The organism is Tamlana sp. s12 (assembly GCF_016767215.1).
In the GTDB taxonomy this organism is placed as follows: Bacteria; Bacteroidota; Bacteroidia; order Flavobacteriales; family Flavobacteriaceae; genus Pseudotamlana; species Pseudotamlana agarivorans.
Genome location: NZ_CP068547.1, coordinates 1749418 through 1766246, shown reverse-complemented (window position 1 = coordinate 1766246; position 16829 = coordinate 1749418). Strand labels below are relative to the sequence as shown.

The 16829-nt window shown below is 35.2% G+C and carries 16 protein-coding genes; 5 read left to right on the top strand and 11 right to left on the bottom strand.

Features of this window, described 5'->3' with window-relative positions; genetic code table 11:
* Nucleotides 1–75: 75 nt before the first annotated feature.
* Nucleotides 76–2178: a DUF5723 family protein gene (locus JJL45_RS07645; protein ID WP_068603032.1), complete on the bottom strand. Its 2103-nt coding sequence runs from the start codon at nucleotides 2176–2178 to the stop codon at nucleotides 76–78.
* A gap of 199 nt (nucleotides 2179–2377) precedes the next feature.
* Between JJL45_RS07645 and JJL45_RS07640 the strand changes: the two genes are divergently transcribed.
* The 4 genes from JJL45_RS07640 to JJL45_RS07625 all read left to right on the top strand — a co-directional run bounded on the left by JJL45_RS07640 (nucleotide 2378) and on the right by JJL45_RS07625 (nucleotide 8487).
* On the top strand, nucleotides 2378–2956 hold the full coding sequence (locus JJL45_RS07640) for a cob(I)yrinic acid a,c-diamide adenosyltransferase (RefSeq protein WP_068603033.1): 579 nt from the start codon (nucleotides 2378–2380) through the stop codon (nucleotides 2954–2956).
* A 286-nt stretch (nucleotides 2957–3242) separates the two neighbouring features.
* On the top strand, nucleotides 3243–3464 hold the full coding sequence (locus JJL45_RS07635) for a DUF2795 domain-containing protein (RefSeq protein WP_019387375.1): 222 nt from the start codon (nucleotides 3243–3245) through the stop codon (nucleotides 3462–3464).
* A gap of 168 nt (nucleotides 3465–3632) precedes the next feature.
* A complete protein-coding gene (gene secA / locus JJL45_RS07630) occupies nucleotides 3633–6989 on the top strand; it encodes a preprotein translocase subunit SecA (RefSeq protein WP_068603034.1) in 3357 nt (1118 codons plus the stop codon).
* A 349-nt stretch (nucleotides 6990–7338) separates the two neighbouring features.
* Entirely contained in the window at nucleotides 7339–8487 is a 1149-nt protein-coding gene (locus tag JJL45_RS07625) for an SMP-30/gluconolactonase/LRE family protein (RefSeq protein WP_068603035.1), read from the top strand.
* 125 nt (nucleotides 8488–8612) lie between these two features.
* Here JJL45_RS07625 and JJL45_RS07620 read toward each other — a convergent pair whose 3' ends face one another.
* Complete coding sequence (locus tag JJL45_RS07620) at nucleotides 8613–9077, bottom strand: hypothetical protein (RefSeq protein ID WP_082935907.1); 465 nt, start codon at nucleotides 9075–9077, stop codon at nucleotides 8613–8615.
* Nucleotides 9078–9170: 93 nt separating this feature from the next.
* Complete coding sequence (locus tag JJL45_RS07615) at nucleotides 9171–9842, bottom strand: peptidoglycan DD-metalloendopeptidase family protein (protein WP_068603036.1); 672 nt, start codon at nucleotides 9840–9842, stop codon at nucleotides 9171–9173.
* Between the two features lie 204 nt (nucleotides 9843–10046).
* Between JJL45_RS07615 and ttcA the strand changes: the two genes are divergently transcribed.
* Nucleotides 10047–10814: a tRNA 2-thiocytidine(32) synthetase TtcA gene (ttcA, locus tag JJL45_RS07610; RefSeq protein ID WP_068603037.1), complete on the top strand. Its 768-nt coding sequence runs from the start codon at nucleotides 10047–10049 to the stop codon at nucleotides 10812–10814.
* Nucleotides 10815–11155: 341 nt separating this feature from the next.
* On the opposite strand, the gene rimO is transcribed toward ttcA, so the two are convergent.
* The 8 genes from rimO to JJL45_RS07570 all read right to left on the bottom strand — a co-directional run bounded on the left by rimO (nucleotide 11156) and on the right by JJL45_RS07570 (nucleotide 16817).
* On the bottom strand, nucleotides 11156–12460 hold the full coding sequence (gene rimO, locus JJL45_RS07605; protein ID WP_068603038.1) for a 30S ribosomal protein S12 methylthiotransferase RimO: 1305 nt from the start codon (nucleotides 12458–12460) through the stop codon (nucleotides 11156–11158).
* 228 nt (nucleotides 12461–12688) lie between these two features.
* A complete protein-coding gene (ftsY, locus tag JJL45_RS07600) occupies nucleotides 12689–13663 on the bottom strand; it encodes a signal recognition particle-docking protein FtsY (RefSeq protein ID WP_068603039.1) in 975 nt (324 codons plus the stop codon).
* A gap of 212 nt (nucleotides 13664–13875) precedes the next feature.
* Complete coding sequence (locus JJL45_RS07595) at nucleotides 13876–14028, bottom strand: DUF4295 domain-containing protein (protein ID WP_067148695.1); 153 nt, start codon at nucleotides 14026–14028, stop codon at nucleotides 13876–13878.
* Nucleotides 14029–14076: 48 nt separating this feature from the next.
* The gene (gene rpmG / locus JJL45_RS07590) at nucleotides 14077–14259 is read right to left on the bottom strand and encodes a 50S ribosomal protein L33 (RefSeq protein WP_007648529.1); all 183 of its coding nucleotides are present in this window, start codon (nucleotides 14257–14259) and stop codon (nucleotides 14077–14079) included.
* A gap of 25 nt (nucleotides 14260–14284) precedes the next feature.
* Nucleotides 14285–14521 (bottom strand): 50S ribosomal protein L28, encoded by a 237-nt coding sequence (gene rpmB, locus JJL45_RS07585; protein WP_067148698.1) that lies wholly within the window; start codon nucleotides 14519–14521, stop codon nucleotides 14285–14287.
* Nucleotides 14522–14604: 83 nt separating this feature from the next.
* Nucleotides 14605–15855 carry a competence/damage-inducible protein A gene (locus tag JJL45_RS07580; protein WP_068603040.1) on the bottom strand — a complete coding sequence of 417 codons (1251 nt, stop codon included), beginning with the start codon at nucleotides 15853–15855 and terminating at the stop codon, nucleotides 14605–14607.
* 8 nt (nucleotides 15856–15863) lie between these two features.
* Complete coding sequence (locus tag JJL45_RS07575) at nucleotides 15864–16205, bottom strand: hypothetical protein (RefSeq protein ID WP_067148704.1); 342 nt, start codon at nucleotides 16203–16205, stop codon at nucleotides 15864–15866.
* Entirely contained in the window at nucleotides 16206–16817 is a 612-nt protein-coding gene (locus tag JJL45_RS07570) for a fumarylacetoacetate hydrolase family protein (protein ID WP_067148706.1), read from the bottom strand.
* Between the last annotated feature and the right edge of the window lie 12 nt (nucleotides 16818–16829).

The window sequence follows — 16829 nt, the reverse complement described above, 5'->3', positions numbered from 1 at the left end:
CAGAAAGCACAAATCATAAAAAAAGCCTGTAACGTGTCTCGTTACAGGCTTTTAAAATATATAATTCTAAAAGGATTATTGTTTAACTAAAGTTACTTCTACCCTTCTATTATTTCTTCTTCCTTCTGCGGTCGAATTATCATCAATAGGGTTAGACTCACCATAACCTTTACTTGTTAAACGATCTGAACTAATACCGTTTTCGATGAAATAAGTCATTACAGTACTTGCGCGTTCTTCAGACAATCTCTGGTTTAATGCCTCAGATCCTGAACTATCGGTATGACCATCAATCGAGAAATGAGAATCAGGATACTCATGTAAAATACCCACAATATTATCTAAAACTTGCTTAGACTCATCTAATACCGTTGATTTTCCATTATGGAATAAGATGGTTTTAGCATAAGCGTTTAAGGTTTTCATTACAGCTTCTGTAACCTTAGGTGCTTCAGGACACCCATTATTTGCTACCGTTCCAGCGACTTCCGGACAGTTATCAACGTTGTCTAAAACACCGTCTGCATCAGTATCAGGCCATGGACATCCTTTATTTTCAATAGGACCTGCAACTGTTGGACACGCATCTTCATTATCAGGAATGGCATCATTATCGGCATCTCCCCAAGGACAACCTTTATTTTCTTCTGGGCCAGCCTCTTTAGGACAAGCGTCAACGTTATCAAGAACACCATCGGCATCAGCATCACCCCATGGGCAACCGTTGTTTTCAACTGGACCAGCTACTTTAGGACATTCATCAAGTTTATCAATAACACCATCATCATCTCTATCTTTAGAACGACCTTGGTAAATAGGAATTTTTACACCAGCATACACATCGGCTGCCTTGCTGTTATCACTCACTAAAGCCGATAATACAGATCCCGAACCAATATATAAAGGCCCTGCTCTAAATCCTGCTCCAGCCTGGAATCCGCTATACTGCACTATACCCATTGGTAAATAAAAACTAAAAAACTTAGATTCAAAACGCGGTGTTAAAGACACGGTGTTAGCCACACGGGTTGCACTTACTTTTTCTTTAGCCACAAGCGATAAATCGGTGTTTAAATTCAAATAGAAACGATTCGTAAAACTCCAATCCGCATTAAAATGTAAAGCCGTAGGTAGATTAACCTTATAACCGGTACTAGAATTTACTATATTATAATAGTTATTTAAAAAATCTTCAATGTCATCAGCATTGTCAAATTCATCTTCAATGTCTTCTACACTTACAGCTCCCCTAGTTATATCATAAGTTTCTTCAACACCTTCTTTATAATTGATGCTTCCTATATCGGTAATAGACAAACCTAATTTCAGTTTGTATTTATTTTTATCTTTTAGATAGTGAGTTTCACCTTTAGCATTTGTTTTTTGGTAGTCTGGATAATTAGTTCGCCATTCGTACACAAATCCTAAATCAAATCCAACACCTGAAGCTTTTGGCAATTCATACTCGTACCCATCTTCATCAAAAGAGGTATCGAAAGCCGCGTATGTAAGTTCACCAGTAGTTTCGAGAGTTGGCATATTTGGACCAGCGCCATCGGCAACCAAATTAGCCGTAACATTGTTTCCATTGATACGAGCCGATCCACCACCTTGTAAATACTTAACCGTTAAACCTCCTTTTAAAAACTTGGTACGATCGTTTATTATAACACGCGCATAAGTAACGCCTAGTTCTCCCCAAGCGTGACCTGTTGTTATTAAATTTCCAGCATCCACATAAACATCTTCACTATCATCACTATCAAAGTTCTTGATAAGATTTCCGTTAACGTTATGAGCTGTTACAAAAGCTCTAGCTCTAGTAGTTACCGCTAAAGAACTATTTTCGTTAAGATTAAACATGAAAGCAAGCCCTAAAATATCGGTATTCCATAAGGCATTGTTATTATCTGATGGATACGTGTTTGCGTCATCATCAAAATCGAAATCCCCTTTAACGGCATCCATAAAATTAACCCCAGTGTAGTCGTTACCCACAAATGTGCTGGCACCTACAATATTGATATCGGTTTTAAAACGAGAGTCTACAATATTAGCTGGGTTGAGGATGACACTATTCACACCGCTGTAGTTATCGGTGAGAAACCCATTAAAAGATTGACCATGCATGTAAATAGATGCACTAAGCGTCAATAGTAACAAAGTAATTTTTTTCATAAGTTTTTAATTGTTTGTTGTTTATTTTGTGGCTAAAATAGGATATTTGTGTTAACAAAAAGCTAATTTTCTATAAAACGCCACTTTTCCTATATGTATTGAATTTAGGAAGTCGGTTTCATTTCATACCTTATTAAACGCAAACTTTTTTCTTATATCACAAGCTTGGTTTTTACTAAAACCACTTAACACATAAAACATGAAAATTTATACAAAAACAGGCGATAAAGGCACTACAGCTTTATTTGGAGGCACAAGAGTTCCTAAACACCATATTAGAATTGAAAGTTATGGCACTGTAGATGAGCTCAACTCATATTTAGGTTTAATACGCGATCAACCTATTCATCAAGATTATATTGATTTAATTATTCGTATTCAAGACCGCTTGTTCACGGTAGGTGCCGAATTAGCAACAGATCCTGAAAAAGCCACATTAAAAAATGGTAAAGAGCGACTAAATATACCCAGAATCGCTATTGAAGATATCGAGCGACTAGAGCATGAAATGGATATGATGAATGAAGCCCTACCCGAAATGACTCACTTTATTTTACCAGGTGGAAATCAGTCTGTGTCATTCTGTCATATAGCACGTTGTGTGTGCCGCAGAGCCGAGCGACTAGCTTCTCAACTTAATGAAACAGAACCTATTGAAGCAAACACTTTAACCTACCTTAACCGCCTATCTGACTACCTTTTTGTGTTGGCACGGAAGTTGTCCTATGATTTAAGAGCACAAGAAATTAAGTGGATTCCTCAAAAAAAGGAAAGCTAATTGACTTTAATTTCATGCGCTATTGAGCTCGTCCATTTTTAATGGGCGATGCACAAAACACAAAGACGTTCTTGTAATTAATGATAAATGCATTTTAAAAAATCTTACTAAAAATTTGAGATGATTTTTAATAAGGTTTTTACTCATGTTGAGCCCTTTATATTCAAAAGTCACCATTCTTCTGAGCTTTAAAAACAAAAAAACTCATGGAATATGAAATAATTCATTTTTTTCTTGCTTGTTTAAACTAAAAATTTATTTTTGCACAAAATTAAACACGTAAGAAATGTATTGGACTTTAGAACTAGCATCTTATTTAAGTGATGCACCTTGGCCAGCAACAAAGGATGAGCTTATAGATTACGCCATTAGAACAGGGGCCCCTTTAGAAGTTGTGGAAAACTTACAATCTATTGAAGATGAAGGAGACTCTTATGACTCTATTGAAGAAATTTGGTCTGACTATCCTACAGATGAAGATTACCTTTGGAATGAGGATGAATATTAAACAAACACATAAAGAATAGTTAAAAAAGTCTCAATTTGAGGCTTTTTTTTATCCATATCTTTAAACAAGATGTATCTTTGGAAGCACTTAAAAATGCTTGAAAAGAACCATTTAAAATATATTAGACAACCCTAGTACGTTCTAGGTGTAACACATAAAATAACTCTCATGAATCTTTTAAATTCTGTATTAAAAGTTTTTGTTGGCGACAAATCGAAACAAGATGTCAAGGCTATTACGCCAATAGTTTCCAAAATAAAAACTTTTGAATCTGCTCTAGAAGCATTATCTCACGACCAATTAAGAGCAAAAACAGCCGAGTTTAAGGCTAAAATTGCCGAAGCTAATAAAGCCATCGATGAAAAAATCGCGAATCTTACTTTAGAGGCAGAAAACACCGAAGACATTGATAAACGTGAAGATATATACTTGGATATCGATAAGCTTAAAGATGAAGCTTACGAAGTCACTCAAAGTGTTTTAAACGACATTCTTCCTGAAGCTTTTGCTGTTGTAAAAGAAACTGCAAAACGTTTTGTTCATAATACCTCTATTTCAGTTACAGCAAACGAATTTGACCGCTTAATTTCAAGCGAAAAGGATTATGTTGTTCTGGAAAACGATCAAGCTGTTTGGTCAAACTCTTGGGATGCTGCTGGTAAAGCCATCACTTGGGATATGATTCACTACGATGTACAACTTATTGGTGGTATTGCTATGCACCAAGGTAAAATTGCCGAAATGCAAACGGGTGAAGGTAAAACATTAGTGGCAACACTACCTGTTTACTTAAATGCCCTGGCTGGTAAAGGAGTGCACTTAGTAACGGTAAACGATTACTTAGCGAAACGTGATAGCGCTTGGATGGCGCCAATTTTTCAATTTCATGGCTTAAGTGTTGATTGTATTGACTACCACAGACCAAATTCTGAAGAAAGAAGAAAAGCTTATAATGCCGACATCACATACGGAACCAACAACGAATTTGGTTTCGATTACTTACGTGATAACATGGCACATGCTCCAGAAGATTTAGTGCAACGTCCACACAACTACGCTATTGTTGATGAGGTCGATTCTGTATTAGTTGATGATGCACGTACGCCATTAATTATATCTGGACCAATCCCTAAAGGTGATCATCACGAATTTAATGAGTTAAAGCCTAAAGTTGATGATATTGTTTCGGTACAACGTAAATATTTAACAGGTGTTTTAGCAGAAGCTAAAAAGTTAATTAAAGAAGGTGATACTAAAGAAGGTGCTTTTCAATTGTTACGTGTTTACCGCGGAATTCCTAAAAACAAGGCGCTTATTAAGTTTTTATCTGAAGACGGTATCAAACAACTGCTTCAAAAAACTGAAAACTTCTACATGCAAGATAACAACCGTGAAATGCCTAAGGTGGACGCGGAACTTTACTATGTTATCGAAGAAAAAAATAATCAAGTTGAATTAACCGACAAAGGGGTTGATTACATTTCAGGTAAAGACAATCCAGACTTTTTCATTTTACCAGAAATAGGTGATGAAATTGCTAAAATAGAAAGTCAAGGGCTTTCTGCGGAAGAAGAAGCGACTCTTAAAGAAGATTTATACAAAGATTTTGGGGTGAAATCTGAACGTATTCACACCTTAAACCAGTTACTTAAAGCCTACGCCTTATTTGAAAAAGACACACAATATGTGGTGATGGATAATAAAGTGATGATTGTTGATGAGCAAACTGGTCGTATTATGGATGGACGTCGCTACAGTGACGGACTACACCAAGCGATTGAAGCTAAAGAAAATGTAAAAATTGAAGATGCTACTCAGACTTTTGCAACGGTAACCCTTCAAAATTACTTTAGAATGTACCGCAAACTATCTGGTATGACAGGTACTGCGGTTACTGAAGCTGGTGAGTTCTGGGAAATCTATAAATTAGATGTGGTTGAAATTCCAACTAACCGCCCAATCGCTCGTGATGATAGAGACGATTTAGTATTTAAAACAAAGCGTGAAAAATACAATGCAGTTATTGACGAGGTTACCCAATTATCACAAGCAGGGCGCCCTGTATTAATTGGTACAACGTCTGTAGAAATTAGTGAGTTATTAGGAAAAATGCTTAGCATTAGAAAAATACCTCATAATGTCCTTAACGCAAAACAACATAAAAGAGAAGCCGATATCGTTGCCGAAGCTGGTAATGCTGGGCAGGTAACTATCGCCACCAATATGGCTGGTCGTGGTACCGATATTAAATTATCTGAAGAAGTTAAAAAAGCTGGCGGTTTAGCCATTGTAGGTACCGAGCGCCACGATTCGCGTCGTGTAGACAGACAGTTACGTGGTCGTGCTGGTCGTCAAGGTGATCCCGGAAGTTCACAATTTTACGTATCCTTAGAAGATAACTTGATGCGTTTATTTGGTAGTGAACGTATTGCCAAAATGATGGATAAAATGGGCTTAAAAGAAGGTGAAGTTATTCAACACTCTTGGATTTCTAAGTCTATTGAAAATGCTCAGAAAAAAGTTGAAGAAAATAACTTTGGTGTTCGTAAACGTCTGTTAGAATATGATGATGTGATGAATGCACAACGTGAAGTGGTTTATAAGCGTCGTCATCATGCCTTACACGGTGAGCGTTTGCGTGTAGACTTAGCAAATATGCTTTTCGATACTTCGGAAATTATTTCTGAAAACAATAAAATCGCTAACGATTATAAAAACTTTGAGTTTGAGTTGATTCGTTATTTCTCAATGGGTGCTCCAGTTACTGAAGCTGAATTTGGTAAATTATCGGCTCAAGAGATTACTTCAAAAGTTTACCATGCAGCCTTCGATCATTATAAAGAAAAGATGGCGCGTAATGCCGATATGGCATTCCCTGTTATTAAAAATGTGTACGAAACGCAACGCGATAAGTTTAAACGTATCGTAGTACCATTTACCGATGGGATAAAATCACTAAACGTGGTTACCGATCTTGAAAAGGCCTATGAAACTAACGGTAAACAATTAATCACCGATTTTGAAAAGAACATCGCTCTAGCCATTATCGATGATGCTTGGAAAACGCATTTACGTAAAATGGACGAATTAAAGCAATCGGTACAATTAGCGGTTCATGAGCAAAAAGATCCTTTATTAATTTACAAATTTGAAGCTTTTGAATTGTTTAAAAGCATGATTGACCAAGTTAATAAAGACGTGATTTCATTCTTATTTAAAGGAGAATTACCTCAAGAAACACAAAATACCATTCAAGAGGCCAGACAAACACGTGTAAAAGAAAACACGCAAACTCAAAAAGAGGAAATCCCGAATTTAGATGAGCGTTCTGCTCAAAGCAGAGCGGCAAGTAACACGCAACGTCAACCAGAAGTTGTGGAAACTGTTGTACGTTCGGCTCCAAAAATTGGACGAAATGATCGCGTAACGATTAAAAACGTTATGAATGGTGAAAACAAAACCATGAAATTCAAACAAGCTGAACCTTTATTAGCTAAAGGTGAATGGGTTATTGTTGAAGATTAATTTCTTGTAATGGCAGGAAGTTTATAAATGAAAAGCGGGTCTTGAAATTAATTTCAAGACCCGCTTTTTTGTTTGAAATACTATATCAATTTGAAAGACTAAAGGTAAGTCTTCGGCGAGTTCAGAATGACATTGCAACTATTCTTTGGATTTTGAACCATACTAAAAATTGTCTTCATTGTTTTGAGTTACTCCACCTCCCTAAACAAAATCGAAAGACTGTATTAACAAAGTTGCTAAGAAATAATTAAAATGAAGCACAGTAACAGATAAAAGACTATTAGTAGAAGGTAAATTAAGACAAGTTTTAAGGGTGTTAAAAAGATAGTTTTGTAAAAAAACTAACACAATGAAATTACAATTACTCTTAGTCACAATACTTTTTAGCAGTATTCAATCTTTTTCTCAACCCCCTGTAAAATTAAGTTCTGGTCAATTTAATTTTATTGAAGGCCCTGTTTGGGATAGAAATGATCATATTTATTTTTCTGATGTAGGCACAAGGAAAGTAGAAGTTTATACCGTTTCTACAAAAAGTTTTTCTACGGCATTTACTTCTAATGTAAGAACAAATGGGCTTATGTTTGACAAAAATATGAATTTAGTTGTTTGCGAATTTCAGGGCGGACAAATAACCGAAAAATCTACTAGCGGCACATTACAAGACACCTATGCAACTGGCTTTACAAACCCAAATGATTTATGTATAGATAAAAAAGGTGGCGTGTATGTTACAGACCCAAATGTAAAAGAAGTCTACTATTTAAGCCCAGGCACAACTAAAACAAAAACTTTAATTGATAATAGTATTGAATTCCCTAACGGGGTCATTATTTCTAATGACGGAAAGACTTTATTTGTAAGTGACTCAAACAACTATGACATTATAAAATTTGACATCGATTTAAACACAGGGCTTATTAGTAACAAATCGGTTTTTGCCACATTAACAGATACAGATAACTCGGAACCAAAATCGCTTGCTGATGGTATGGCGCTAGATACAGATGGTAACTTATACGTAGCTGCAAAAAAATCGATTCAAATTTTTGACACATCTGGTACTCTAATTAACACCATTAATTTTACAGAAAATCCAACCAATTGTACTTTTGGCGGTGCTAGTTTAAATACTTTATATGTAACAACTCCTAATGATTTTTATAAAATTGATTTTAGTGGTGTTACCGGATTTCAACATCCATTCGATTTACCCGAGACATCACTTTCGGTTAACGAAAAAAGTAAGGATTTTCAATTTAAAACATTCCCTAACCCTACTTACAACCATCAAATAAAGGTTGCTGTTGGCGAAAATGAAATAACTGAAATAACACTTTACAATAATGTTGGTCAAAAAATTAAATCATACGATTTTAAAAAGACAAGTAATATTATAGATATAAATTTAGATCCTAATTTAAAGGCGAATCTTTATATATTGACCATAAAAACAGCAGACGGCAACATGTCATCAAGTAAAATATTGGTGCAATAATAAAAGTCATACAGAATTGATATAAGTAAAAAATTCAGACCATATAAAAAATCCCGGTAGGCATTTCCTATCGGGATTTTTATTTAGAATAAAAGGATATTCTTTGAAATTAAAGTGCAAAGCTGTTAGTCTCCAGAGCTAACATTTATTTCTAACTTGAAATTTGCTTTTTCATTACGTCTTGCTGCACTACGCATTAAGTAAACACGAATGGTATAATCCCCACTTTCTGCCAATTCACCTTCATACATGTTCTCATCCATAGAGCTGTTATAAATAGCAACATACTCTTCACCTGGCTCCATAATATTAAAATAATTCGCCGTATTATCAGTTACCATACTCACGTTCATATATTGACCTTTTCGCACATTGATTTTATAATCGACAATTTGTTCACCTTTGATGCTTGACTCTATAAAAGTTCCTGACGTTCCTTTTTCAAAATGAACCTCTTCGGTTTTAATGGTAGCAGTTTGTGCGTTCAAACTAGAAAACGCTAATAAAATAGCCAAAACGCTAAAGCTTATTTTTTGAAATAAGGGAGTTTTAAAAGCACCAAAACTGTTTAATGGATTAAAATGTTTCATAAGTTTTTTATAATTAATGTTCTGTATTAAATGTACGAAAAAAACATATACCTAATTCTAATCTCAAAATAAATTAGTAGAAGAAAGTTATAGTTACAACTTTAACAATAGTTCTGGATTCGGACAATTCTTTTCATAAAAATCTAAAGTTTGTTTACTACAAACTCCTGGATAATCACCTTCAAGACCCTGAATATCTTTTATGATTTGAAAATGCAAATGTGGCGGATAATTACCATTAACTTCTGAAGCACCCAATCGCCCTAAAACATCACCTGGATTGAAAGTTTGTCCGATTGGAATTTGAGAAATACTTTCCTCGCTTAAATGTCCGTAAAGTGTATAAAACTTATGTTTCTCTACCTCATGTTCTAAAATAATCGTTGGACCATAATCTCCAAAATTGGTATTGTTTTTAAAACTGTGAACCTTACCAATAATAGGTGCTAACACGGGTGTATTCTCGGGACACCAAAAGTCCACACCCAAGTGTATATTTCGAGCTTTTCGGTTATCTTCTAAAAAATAGGTGCTGCGTTTATAAATATTGCGTACTTCCAAATAACCTCCATAAGCGATTTCAGCCCCTTGATTGGCAAGAAAGTTATCGATATAAGCACTAAATTCCTCAACAGAATTCAAATTGACTTTTGAAAACGCACTATTAGTAACCGACAAATCTATAGGTACATATTTAGAAGCTTCAAAAAGTTTTATAGGCTGCTCTAGCCGTTTAATAATATCTTCTGTAACATTTACATCCATGATAGCACAATTTGTTTTAGCATTTATAATTTAAGCGAAGTTCTGTAAAAATAAGCAAAGTAAAATACTGCTTTTCACATTGAAATCATCAGTTAGCTACATAAATCAAAGCACTACGTTAAGATGATGCTGACATCATATTTTACTAAAATTTAGTTGTTATTTATAATTCCAGAATATGACATAAAGTAATACTTTTGCAAGATGGAAAGTATAGAACAGGTTACTAAAAAATTACATCGCGCTACAGGCGAGGCCATCAAACAATATACAATGATTGAAGATGGCGATCGTATTATGATATGTCTTTCTGGCGGTAAAGACAGTTACACCTTGCTTCAAATGTTGTTGCACTTTCAAAAGGTGGCTCCCATTTCTTTTGAAATTATAGCTGTAAATTTAGATCAGAAACAACCTGGTTTTCCTGAACATGTACTTCCTGAATATTTAACGGATTTAGGTGTTCCTTATAAAATCATTGAAAAAAACACCTATAAGGTGGTAATGGAAAAGACGCCTGAAGGTAAAACCACCTGCAGCCTCTGTTCCCGATTACGACGTGGAACACTATATGAAGCCGCAAAAGATTTAGGATGCAATAAACTAGCGTTAGGCCATCATAGAAATGATATTATTGAAACGTTTTTACTGAATTTCTTTTTTGCCGGCAAACTAGAGTCCATGCCTCCGAAATTTAAAAATGATGCTGGCGATTTAATTGTTTTACGTCCGTTAGCCCTTTGTAAAGAATCAGACATTGAAGTTTACGCCCAGCATATGGACTTCCCTATAATTCCTTGTAATTTATGTGGTTCTCAAGAAAATTTGCAGCGTAAAAAAGTAAAAGAAATGATTAGTCAATGGGAAAATGAATTTCCTGACAGAAGTTCGGTAATGCTAAATGCTTTGCAGAATGTTTCGCCTTCTCATCTCTTGGATAAGAATATTTACGATTTTGATGTTTTGGAATAGGTATTGACCGAAACTCAACTAACTCAAAAGGTTTTCCATTAAAAATTTAAAGTGACCCCTCTACACTTCTAGTGTTGTTGTCATTCCGATACGCAGTGAGGAATCTCTTTTAAAACTAGGATATTCGTTAACGAGAAGATTTCTCCTAATGTCGAAATGACAGTAGCCGCGAGTTATGCAGATAGAAATTCATCTCCTTTAATTGGGTGTTCGTACGGAGTAAAAAACATTAAAGCTTCAATTTAACAAAACTTCTCGACTCCGCTGGAAGACCTTGTAAACTTCTAGGGATAAGATGCTTCAGTCGTACCTCATTCTGCATGACAGCGCATAAGCATTTACTAAGAAATTACCTCGCCGTATAAATCGAAATCTTCAGCTTCTATAATTTTAACCTTAGCAAACTCACCGGTTTTCAAATAGGTTTTAGTCGCATCAATTAAAACTTCATTATCTACATCAGGCGAATCGAATTCGGTACGTCCCACAAAATAATTACCTTCTTTTCTATCGATAACCACTTTAAACTCCTGCCCTATTTTTTGTTGATTCAGCTCCCATGAAATTTGAGATTGAATTTCCATGATTTGATTAGCACGATCAATTTTCACTTCTTCAGGAACATCATCTTCTAAATTATAAGCATGTGTATTCTCTTCATGACTATAAGTAAAACAGCCTAAACGCTCAAAACGCATATCAGAAACCCACTGTTTTAACTCTTGGAAATTCGCTTCAGTTTCACCTGGATAACCTACAATCAATGTCGTTCTTATAGTCATTTCAGGCACTTTAGCACGAAATTCTTGAATTAACTTTGTTGTTTTATCCTTAGTAGTTCCACGACGCATACTCTTCAGTATATCATCTGATATATGCTGTAATGGAATATCTAAATAGTTACAAACCTTTGGTTCACGATTCATGATATCTAACACATCCATAGGGAATCCCGTTGGAAACGCGTAATGTAAACGAATCCATTCGATACCTTCAACCTTTACCAAGGCTTCAAGTAATTCGGCAAGGTTACGTTTTTTATATAAGTCTAATCCGTAATACGTTAAATCTTGAGCAATTAAAATTAATTCTTTAACGCCGTTTGCCGCTAATTTTTCAGCTTCAATAACCAAGTCTTCAATAGGCGTACTTTTGTGCTTACCACGCATAATTGGAATAGCACAGAAAGAACATGGTCTATCGCAACCTTCGGCAATTTTTAAATAAGCATAATTTTTAGGCGTTGTGGTTAAACGCTCACCAATCAACTCATGCTTATAATCGGCACCCAAAGCTTTTAAAAGTCCAGGTAATTCGGTAGTACCAAAATACTGATCTACATTAGGAATTTCCTTCTGTAAATCTGGTTTATAACGCTCACTTAAGCAGCCTGTAACAAAAACTTTATCGACTTCACCATCCTCTTTCTTCTGCATGTACTCTAAAATAGTGTTCACACTTTCCTCCTTGGCATTATTTATAAAACCACAGGTGTTAATTACAACAACGTTGCCTTCTTCTTCATGCACAACATCTTTACCGCTAGCTTTTAATTGCCCCATTAGGACTTCACTATCGTAAACGTTTTTACTACAACCTAGAGTAACCACGTTTATTTTATTTTTCTTTAGAGTTTTTGTACGCATAACTTGAATAAATGAGGGCGCAAAGATACGGAATGATTTAGGATATTGAGTGGCAAAGTGCCAAAGTTTCAGAGTCTCAAAGACTCAGAGTTACAAAGATGCAGGGACTGAAAATACTGTAGGCATTAGGTATAACGCATAAAGCTAAAGGCATACAACTGTTTTCCTTAAAGTAACTTAGTGTTAAAACCTAAAACTGATGAGATTCCTGCTTTCGCAGGAATCTTGTTACTTAAAAAAAGAATCGACGAATTCAAATTTATTGAAAACTTGTAAATCTTCAATACCCTCGCCTACTCCGATATATTTAACTGGAACTTTAAACTGATCAGAAATACCGATAACGACACCACCTTTGGCAGTACCATCTAGTTTGGTTACTGCTAATGAAGTCACTTCTGTAGCCGCCGTAAATTGTTTAGCTTGCTCGAAAGCGTTTTGTCCTGTAGAACCATCTAAAACCAATAAAACATCATGAGGCGCATCGCCAATCACTTTTTGCATGACACGTTTCACTTTAGACAATTCGTTCATTAAGTTTACTTTATTATGCAAACGGCCAGCTGTATCGATAATAATAACGTCGGCATCTTGATTAACACCAGATTGTAAAGCATCAAAAGCCACAGAAGCCGGGTCACTTCCCATATCTTGACGTACCATAGGCACATCGACACGATCTGCCCAAACTTGTAGTTGATCTATAGCTGCAGCTCTAAAGGTATCAGCCGCACCTAAAACAACTTTTAAACCTTGTTTTTTAAACTGATAAGCCAGCTTACCAATAGTAGTCGTTTTTCCAACACCGTTAACACCAACAACCATTAAAATATATGGTGTTTTGGAGCCATTCGGTTGTTTAGGAAGATTAGGAATGGTGTATTCTGTATCTTCACCAGAGTTGGTTTCACTTAAAAGACCCGCAATTTCTTCACGCAATATTTTGTTAAGCTCATCGGTGCCTAAATATTTATCTTGAGCAACACGTTCTTCGATTCGCTCAATAACTTTAAGCGTCGTATTTACACCAACATCACTAGAAACTAAAACTTCTTCAAGGTTATCTAAAACATCATCATCGACTTTAGACTTCCCTGCTACAGCTTTACCTAATTTATCAAAAAAACTAGATTTTGACTTTTCTAATCCTTTATCTAAGGTTTCTTTTTTTTCTGAGGAAAATATTTTTTTAAAAAAACTCATATTGCTTTGCGGTTCATTGATTAATTAGATGGCTACAAAAAGCTTATTTTAAAATCCACTTTTGATGTTACCTGCTGTACTCTTGTCAATTTCCTTACCATTTTAAACAAACTGTTAATATGTCAGAAAACATCGAAAATCATTTCAAATATAAAAATAAAAAAGCTGCTTTCGTAAAGAAAGCAGCTTATAATATCTTGAAACGCTACGTTTTAGTTTTTAGCTAAAAAGTCGTTAACTTCTTCTGGACTCATGATAGATTCAACAAACATGTAAGCTCCAGTTTTAGGAGACTTTACCATCTTTATTGCTTTAGTTAATCTTTTAGATCCTGTTTGTAATGATGCTACTGATTTCTTTGCCATGACCTATTTGGTTTTATTTGGCATTTTTAACAATGTAAAAATGTCTAATTATTTAATTTCTTTATGAACTGTCATACGCTTAAGAATTGGATTAAATTTCTTAATCTCCATTCTATCTGGCGTGTTCTTTTTGTTTTTCGTAGTAATATATCTAGAAGTTCCTGGTTGTCCAGACTCTTTGTGCTCTGTGCACTCTAAAATTACTTGTATTCTGTTGCCTTTCTTTGCCATGTCTTTTTACTTTTAAATACAGCTATTATTTTAAAAATCCTTTAGATTTCGCATCTTTAATCGCTGCAGATATACCAACTTTATTAATGGTTTTTAAAGCAGATGCAGAAACCTTTAAAGTTATCCAGCTGTCTTCTTCTGGAATGTAAAAACGTTTCTTTAGTAAATTCGCATTGAACTTGCGTTTAGTTCTGTTTAATGCATGAGACACGTTGTTTCCAACCATCGCCTTCTTTCCTGTTAGTTCACAAACTCTTGACATTTCTATATAACTTTAATTTCTTTGTTGCTTAAAATCGAGGTGCAAATATACAACTAATTTATATTCTAACAACAGAAACTTAATCAATTTTTAAAAATTTCTTTTAAAAGCATTTCCAAGGCCTTATTTACCGCCTTATTTATGACCTTAATTCTTAAATTTCCAAAGTTAAATTCCTGAGAATAAACGGCATTTTGAGTCGCCACAGCAATAAAAACAGTACCAACTTCGGCCTCTGAATCGCCTTTTTTAGGTCCTGCATTACCCGTAGTTGCAATCGCGTAATCTGACTGAAATAATTCGCGTGCATTTCTCGCCATACTTTCTGCAACCTGTTTACTTACAACAGAATGTGTATTAACTTCTTCTTCAGAAACTTTTAACACATTAATTTTTGATTGCGTTGAATAAGTCACCAATCCCCCTTTAAAGTAAGCCGAAGCACCGGGGTTTACCGTAAATCTCTCGGCCACAGCACCTCCAGTACAACTTTCGGCAATAGCTAAGGTTTCGCCTTGCTTGGTGAGTTGTTTAGCGATTATAATCTCTACCGACCCTTCTTCATCTTCGATACCTGCAAACTCCTCTTGGATTAGTGGTATAACAGCATCAATTTGACTTTGAACGTCTTGAATTAATACTTTTTTATCAAACCCTTTGGTCGATAATCGTAATCGCATTAAACCCAAACTTGGTAAATAGGCCAACCTTATATGTGACGGTAGCGCATCTTCCCAAGCCTCAATACGTTCGGCTAAAGCACTTTCACCTAAACCATAAACCAATAAGGTTTTATGAAGAATATATGGGCAATTGTATTTACTTTTTAAATAAGGAACCACCTCATGCTCAATAAGGTACTCCATTTCATAAGGCACACCAGGAAGGGAAATAAAAACCTTTTCTCCTTTTTCCATCCACATGCCAGGCGCAGTACCCAACGTGTTCATTAAAACTTTAGACGTTGATGGCACCAAGGCTTGGTCCCGATTAACCTGAAGCAATTGTGTTCTAACGTGTTGTTTCCAAATCAACTCTATATTTTCGAGAACGGAAGTATTTAAAACCAAAGTATCATTGAAATACTCTGCTATGGTTTTTTTTGTAATATCGTCCTTTGTAGGCCCTAACCCACCGGTAAGAATAATAATATCGACTCTGTTTTCAGCATCTTCAAGAGCTTGTAATATATGCCCTTTATCATCTTGAATGGAGGTGATTTGATATACCGAAACCCCTATTTTATTAAGTTGCTTGGCTATAAAAGCAGAATTTGTATCGATAACCTGACCTATAAGAAGCTCGTCACCTATGGTTATTATTTCTGCTAGCATGTATTCATTTATAAATTGAAATCTGCCTTTAATTCAGCCGCAGCATTTTCCACAGCTGTTAAGACAATATTTAATTGTTCAGTGATATCTTGATCTTTTTTCTCAAACTTGCCCCAATCTTGAACCTCAATTAGTGTTTCTAAAACCCCTAATTCGAACAAATCGACTGTTGGCTTCATTTTATGAGCTGCCTGATAGGCATTGTAATAATCTTTATTAGTAACAGCAACCTTCAATCTTTCTGCATCCTCTGGCACTTCACCTAAAAAGGCATCTGCCAAAGCCGCTATAAAATCTTCATCATTGTCTGCTAATTCTCGTACCCTAAATAATTTGTAATGCTGTTCCATTTACTTAACTGTTATTGAAAACATTTCTTTGTCTTCTAAGAATCCTATTAACTTATCATTTGCGTAAACTTTACCTACGCCTGCTGGGGTACCGGTAAAGATAATATCTCCTATCTTTAATGTAAAATATTTAGAGACATATTCTATGATTTCATCGATTTCCCAAAGCATGAGGTTTGTATTTCCATTTTGAACAATATTTTCGTTCTTTTTTAAACAAAATGCAATATTGTTCACATCTGGAAGTTCGGCTTTTGGAATCCAACGCCCCACTACAGCTGCCCCGTCAAAGGATTTCGCTTTCTCCCAAGGCAAACCTTTTGCTTTTAATTGACTCTGTAAATCTCGAGCAGTAAAATCAATTCCCAAGCCTATTTCGTTATAATATTTATGCGCAAATTTCTTATCGATATGCTTCCCTACCCTATTTATTTTCACCAACACTTCCACTTCATGATGTACATCATCAGAAAAATCTGGAATAAAAAATGGTTGTTTTTTAAGTAGAATGGCGGTATCTGGTTTTATAAAAATAACCGGATCACTAGGCTTTTCATTTTGCAATTCTTTGATGTGTTCGGCGTAATTACGTCCGATGCAGATAAGTTTCACTCAGATTATTGA

Coding starts and splice junctions, on each gene's coding strand:
- JJL45_RS07645 (WP_068603032.1), bottom strand. CDS start 2,178: ATGAAAAAAATTACTTTGTTACTATTGACGCTTAGTGCATCTATTTAC.
- JJL45_RS07640 (WP_068603033.1), top strand. CDS start 2,378: ATGAAAATTTATACAAAAACAGGCGATAAAGGCACTACAGCTTTATTT.
- JJL45_RS07635 (WP_019387375.1), top strand. CDS start 3,243: ATGTATTGGACTTTAGAACTAGCATCTTATTTAAGTGATGCACCTTGG.
- secA (WP_068603034.1), top strand. CDS start 3,633: ATGAATCTTTTAAATTCTGTATTAAAAGTTTTTGTTGGCGACAAATCG.
- JJL45_RS07625 (WP_068603035.1), top strand. CDS start 7,339: ATGAAATTACAATTACTCTTAGTCACAATACTTTTTAGCAGTATTCAA.
- JJL45_RS07620 (WP_082935907.1), bottom strand. CDS start 9,077: ATGAAACATTTTAATCCATTAAACAGTTTTGGTGCTTTTAAAACTCCC.
- JJL45_RS07615 (WP_068603036.1), bottom strand. CDS start 9,842: ATGGATGTAAATGTTACAGAAGATATTATTAAACGGCTAGAGCAGCCT.
- ttcA (WP_068603037.1), top strand. CDS start 10,047: ATGGAAAGTATAGAACAGGTTACTAAAAAATTACATCGCGCTACAGGC.
- rimO (WP_068603038.1), bottom strand. CDS start 12,460: ATGCGTACAAAAACTCTAAAGAAAAATAAAATAAACGTGGTTACTCTA.
- ftsY (WP_068603039.1), bottom strand. CDS start 13,663: ATGAGTTTTTTTAAAAAAATATTTTCCTCAGAAAAAAAAGAAACCTTA.
- JJL45_RS07595 (WP_067148695.1), bottom strand. CDS start 14,028: ATGGCAAAGAAATCAGTAGCATCATTACAAACAGGATCTAAAAGATTA.
- rpmG (WP_007648529.1), bottom strand. CDS start 14,259: ATGGCAAAGAAAGGCAACAGAATACAAGTAATTTTAGAGTGCACAGAG.
- rpmB (WP_067148698.1), bottom strand. CDS start 14,521: ATGTCAAGAGTTTGTGAACTAACAGGAAAGAAGGCGATGGTTGGAAAC.
- JJL45_RS07580 (WP_068603040.1), bottom strand. CDS start 15,855: ATGCTAGCAGAAATAATAACCATAGGTGACGAGCTTCTTATAGGTCAG.
- JJL45_RS07575 (WP_067148704.1), bottom strand. CDS start 16,205: ATGGAACAGCATTACAAATTATTTAGGGTACGAGAATTAGCAGACAAT.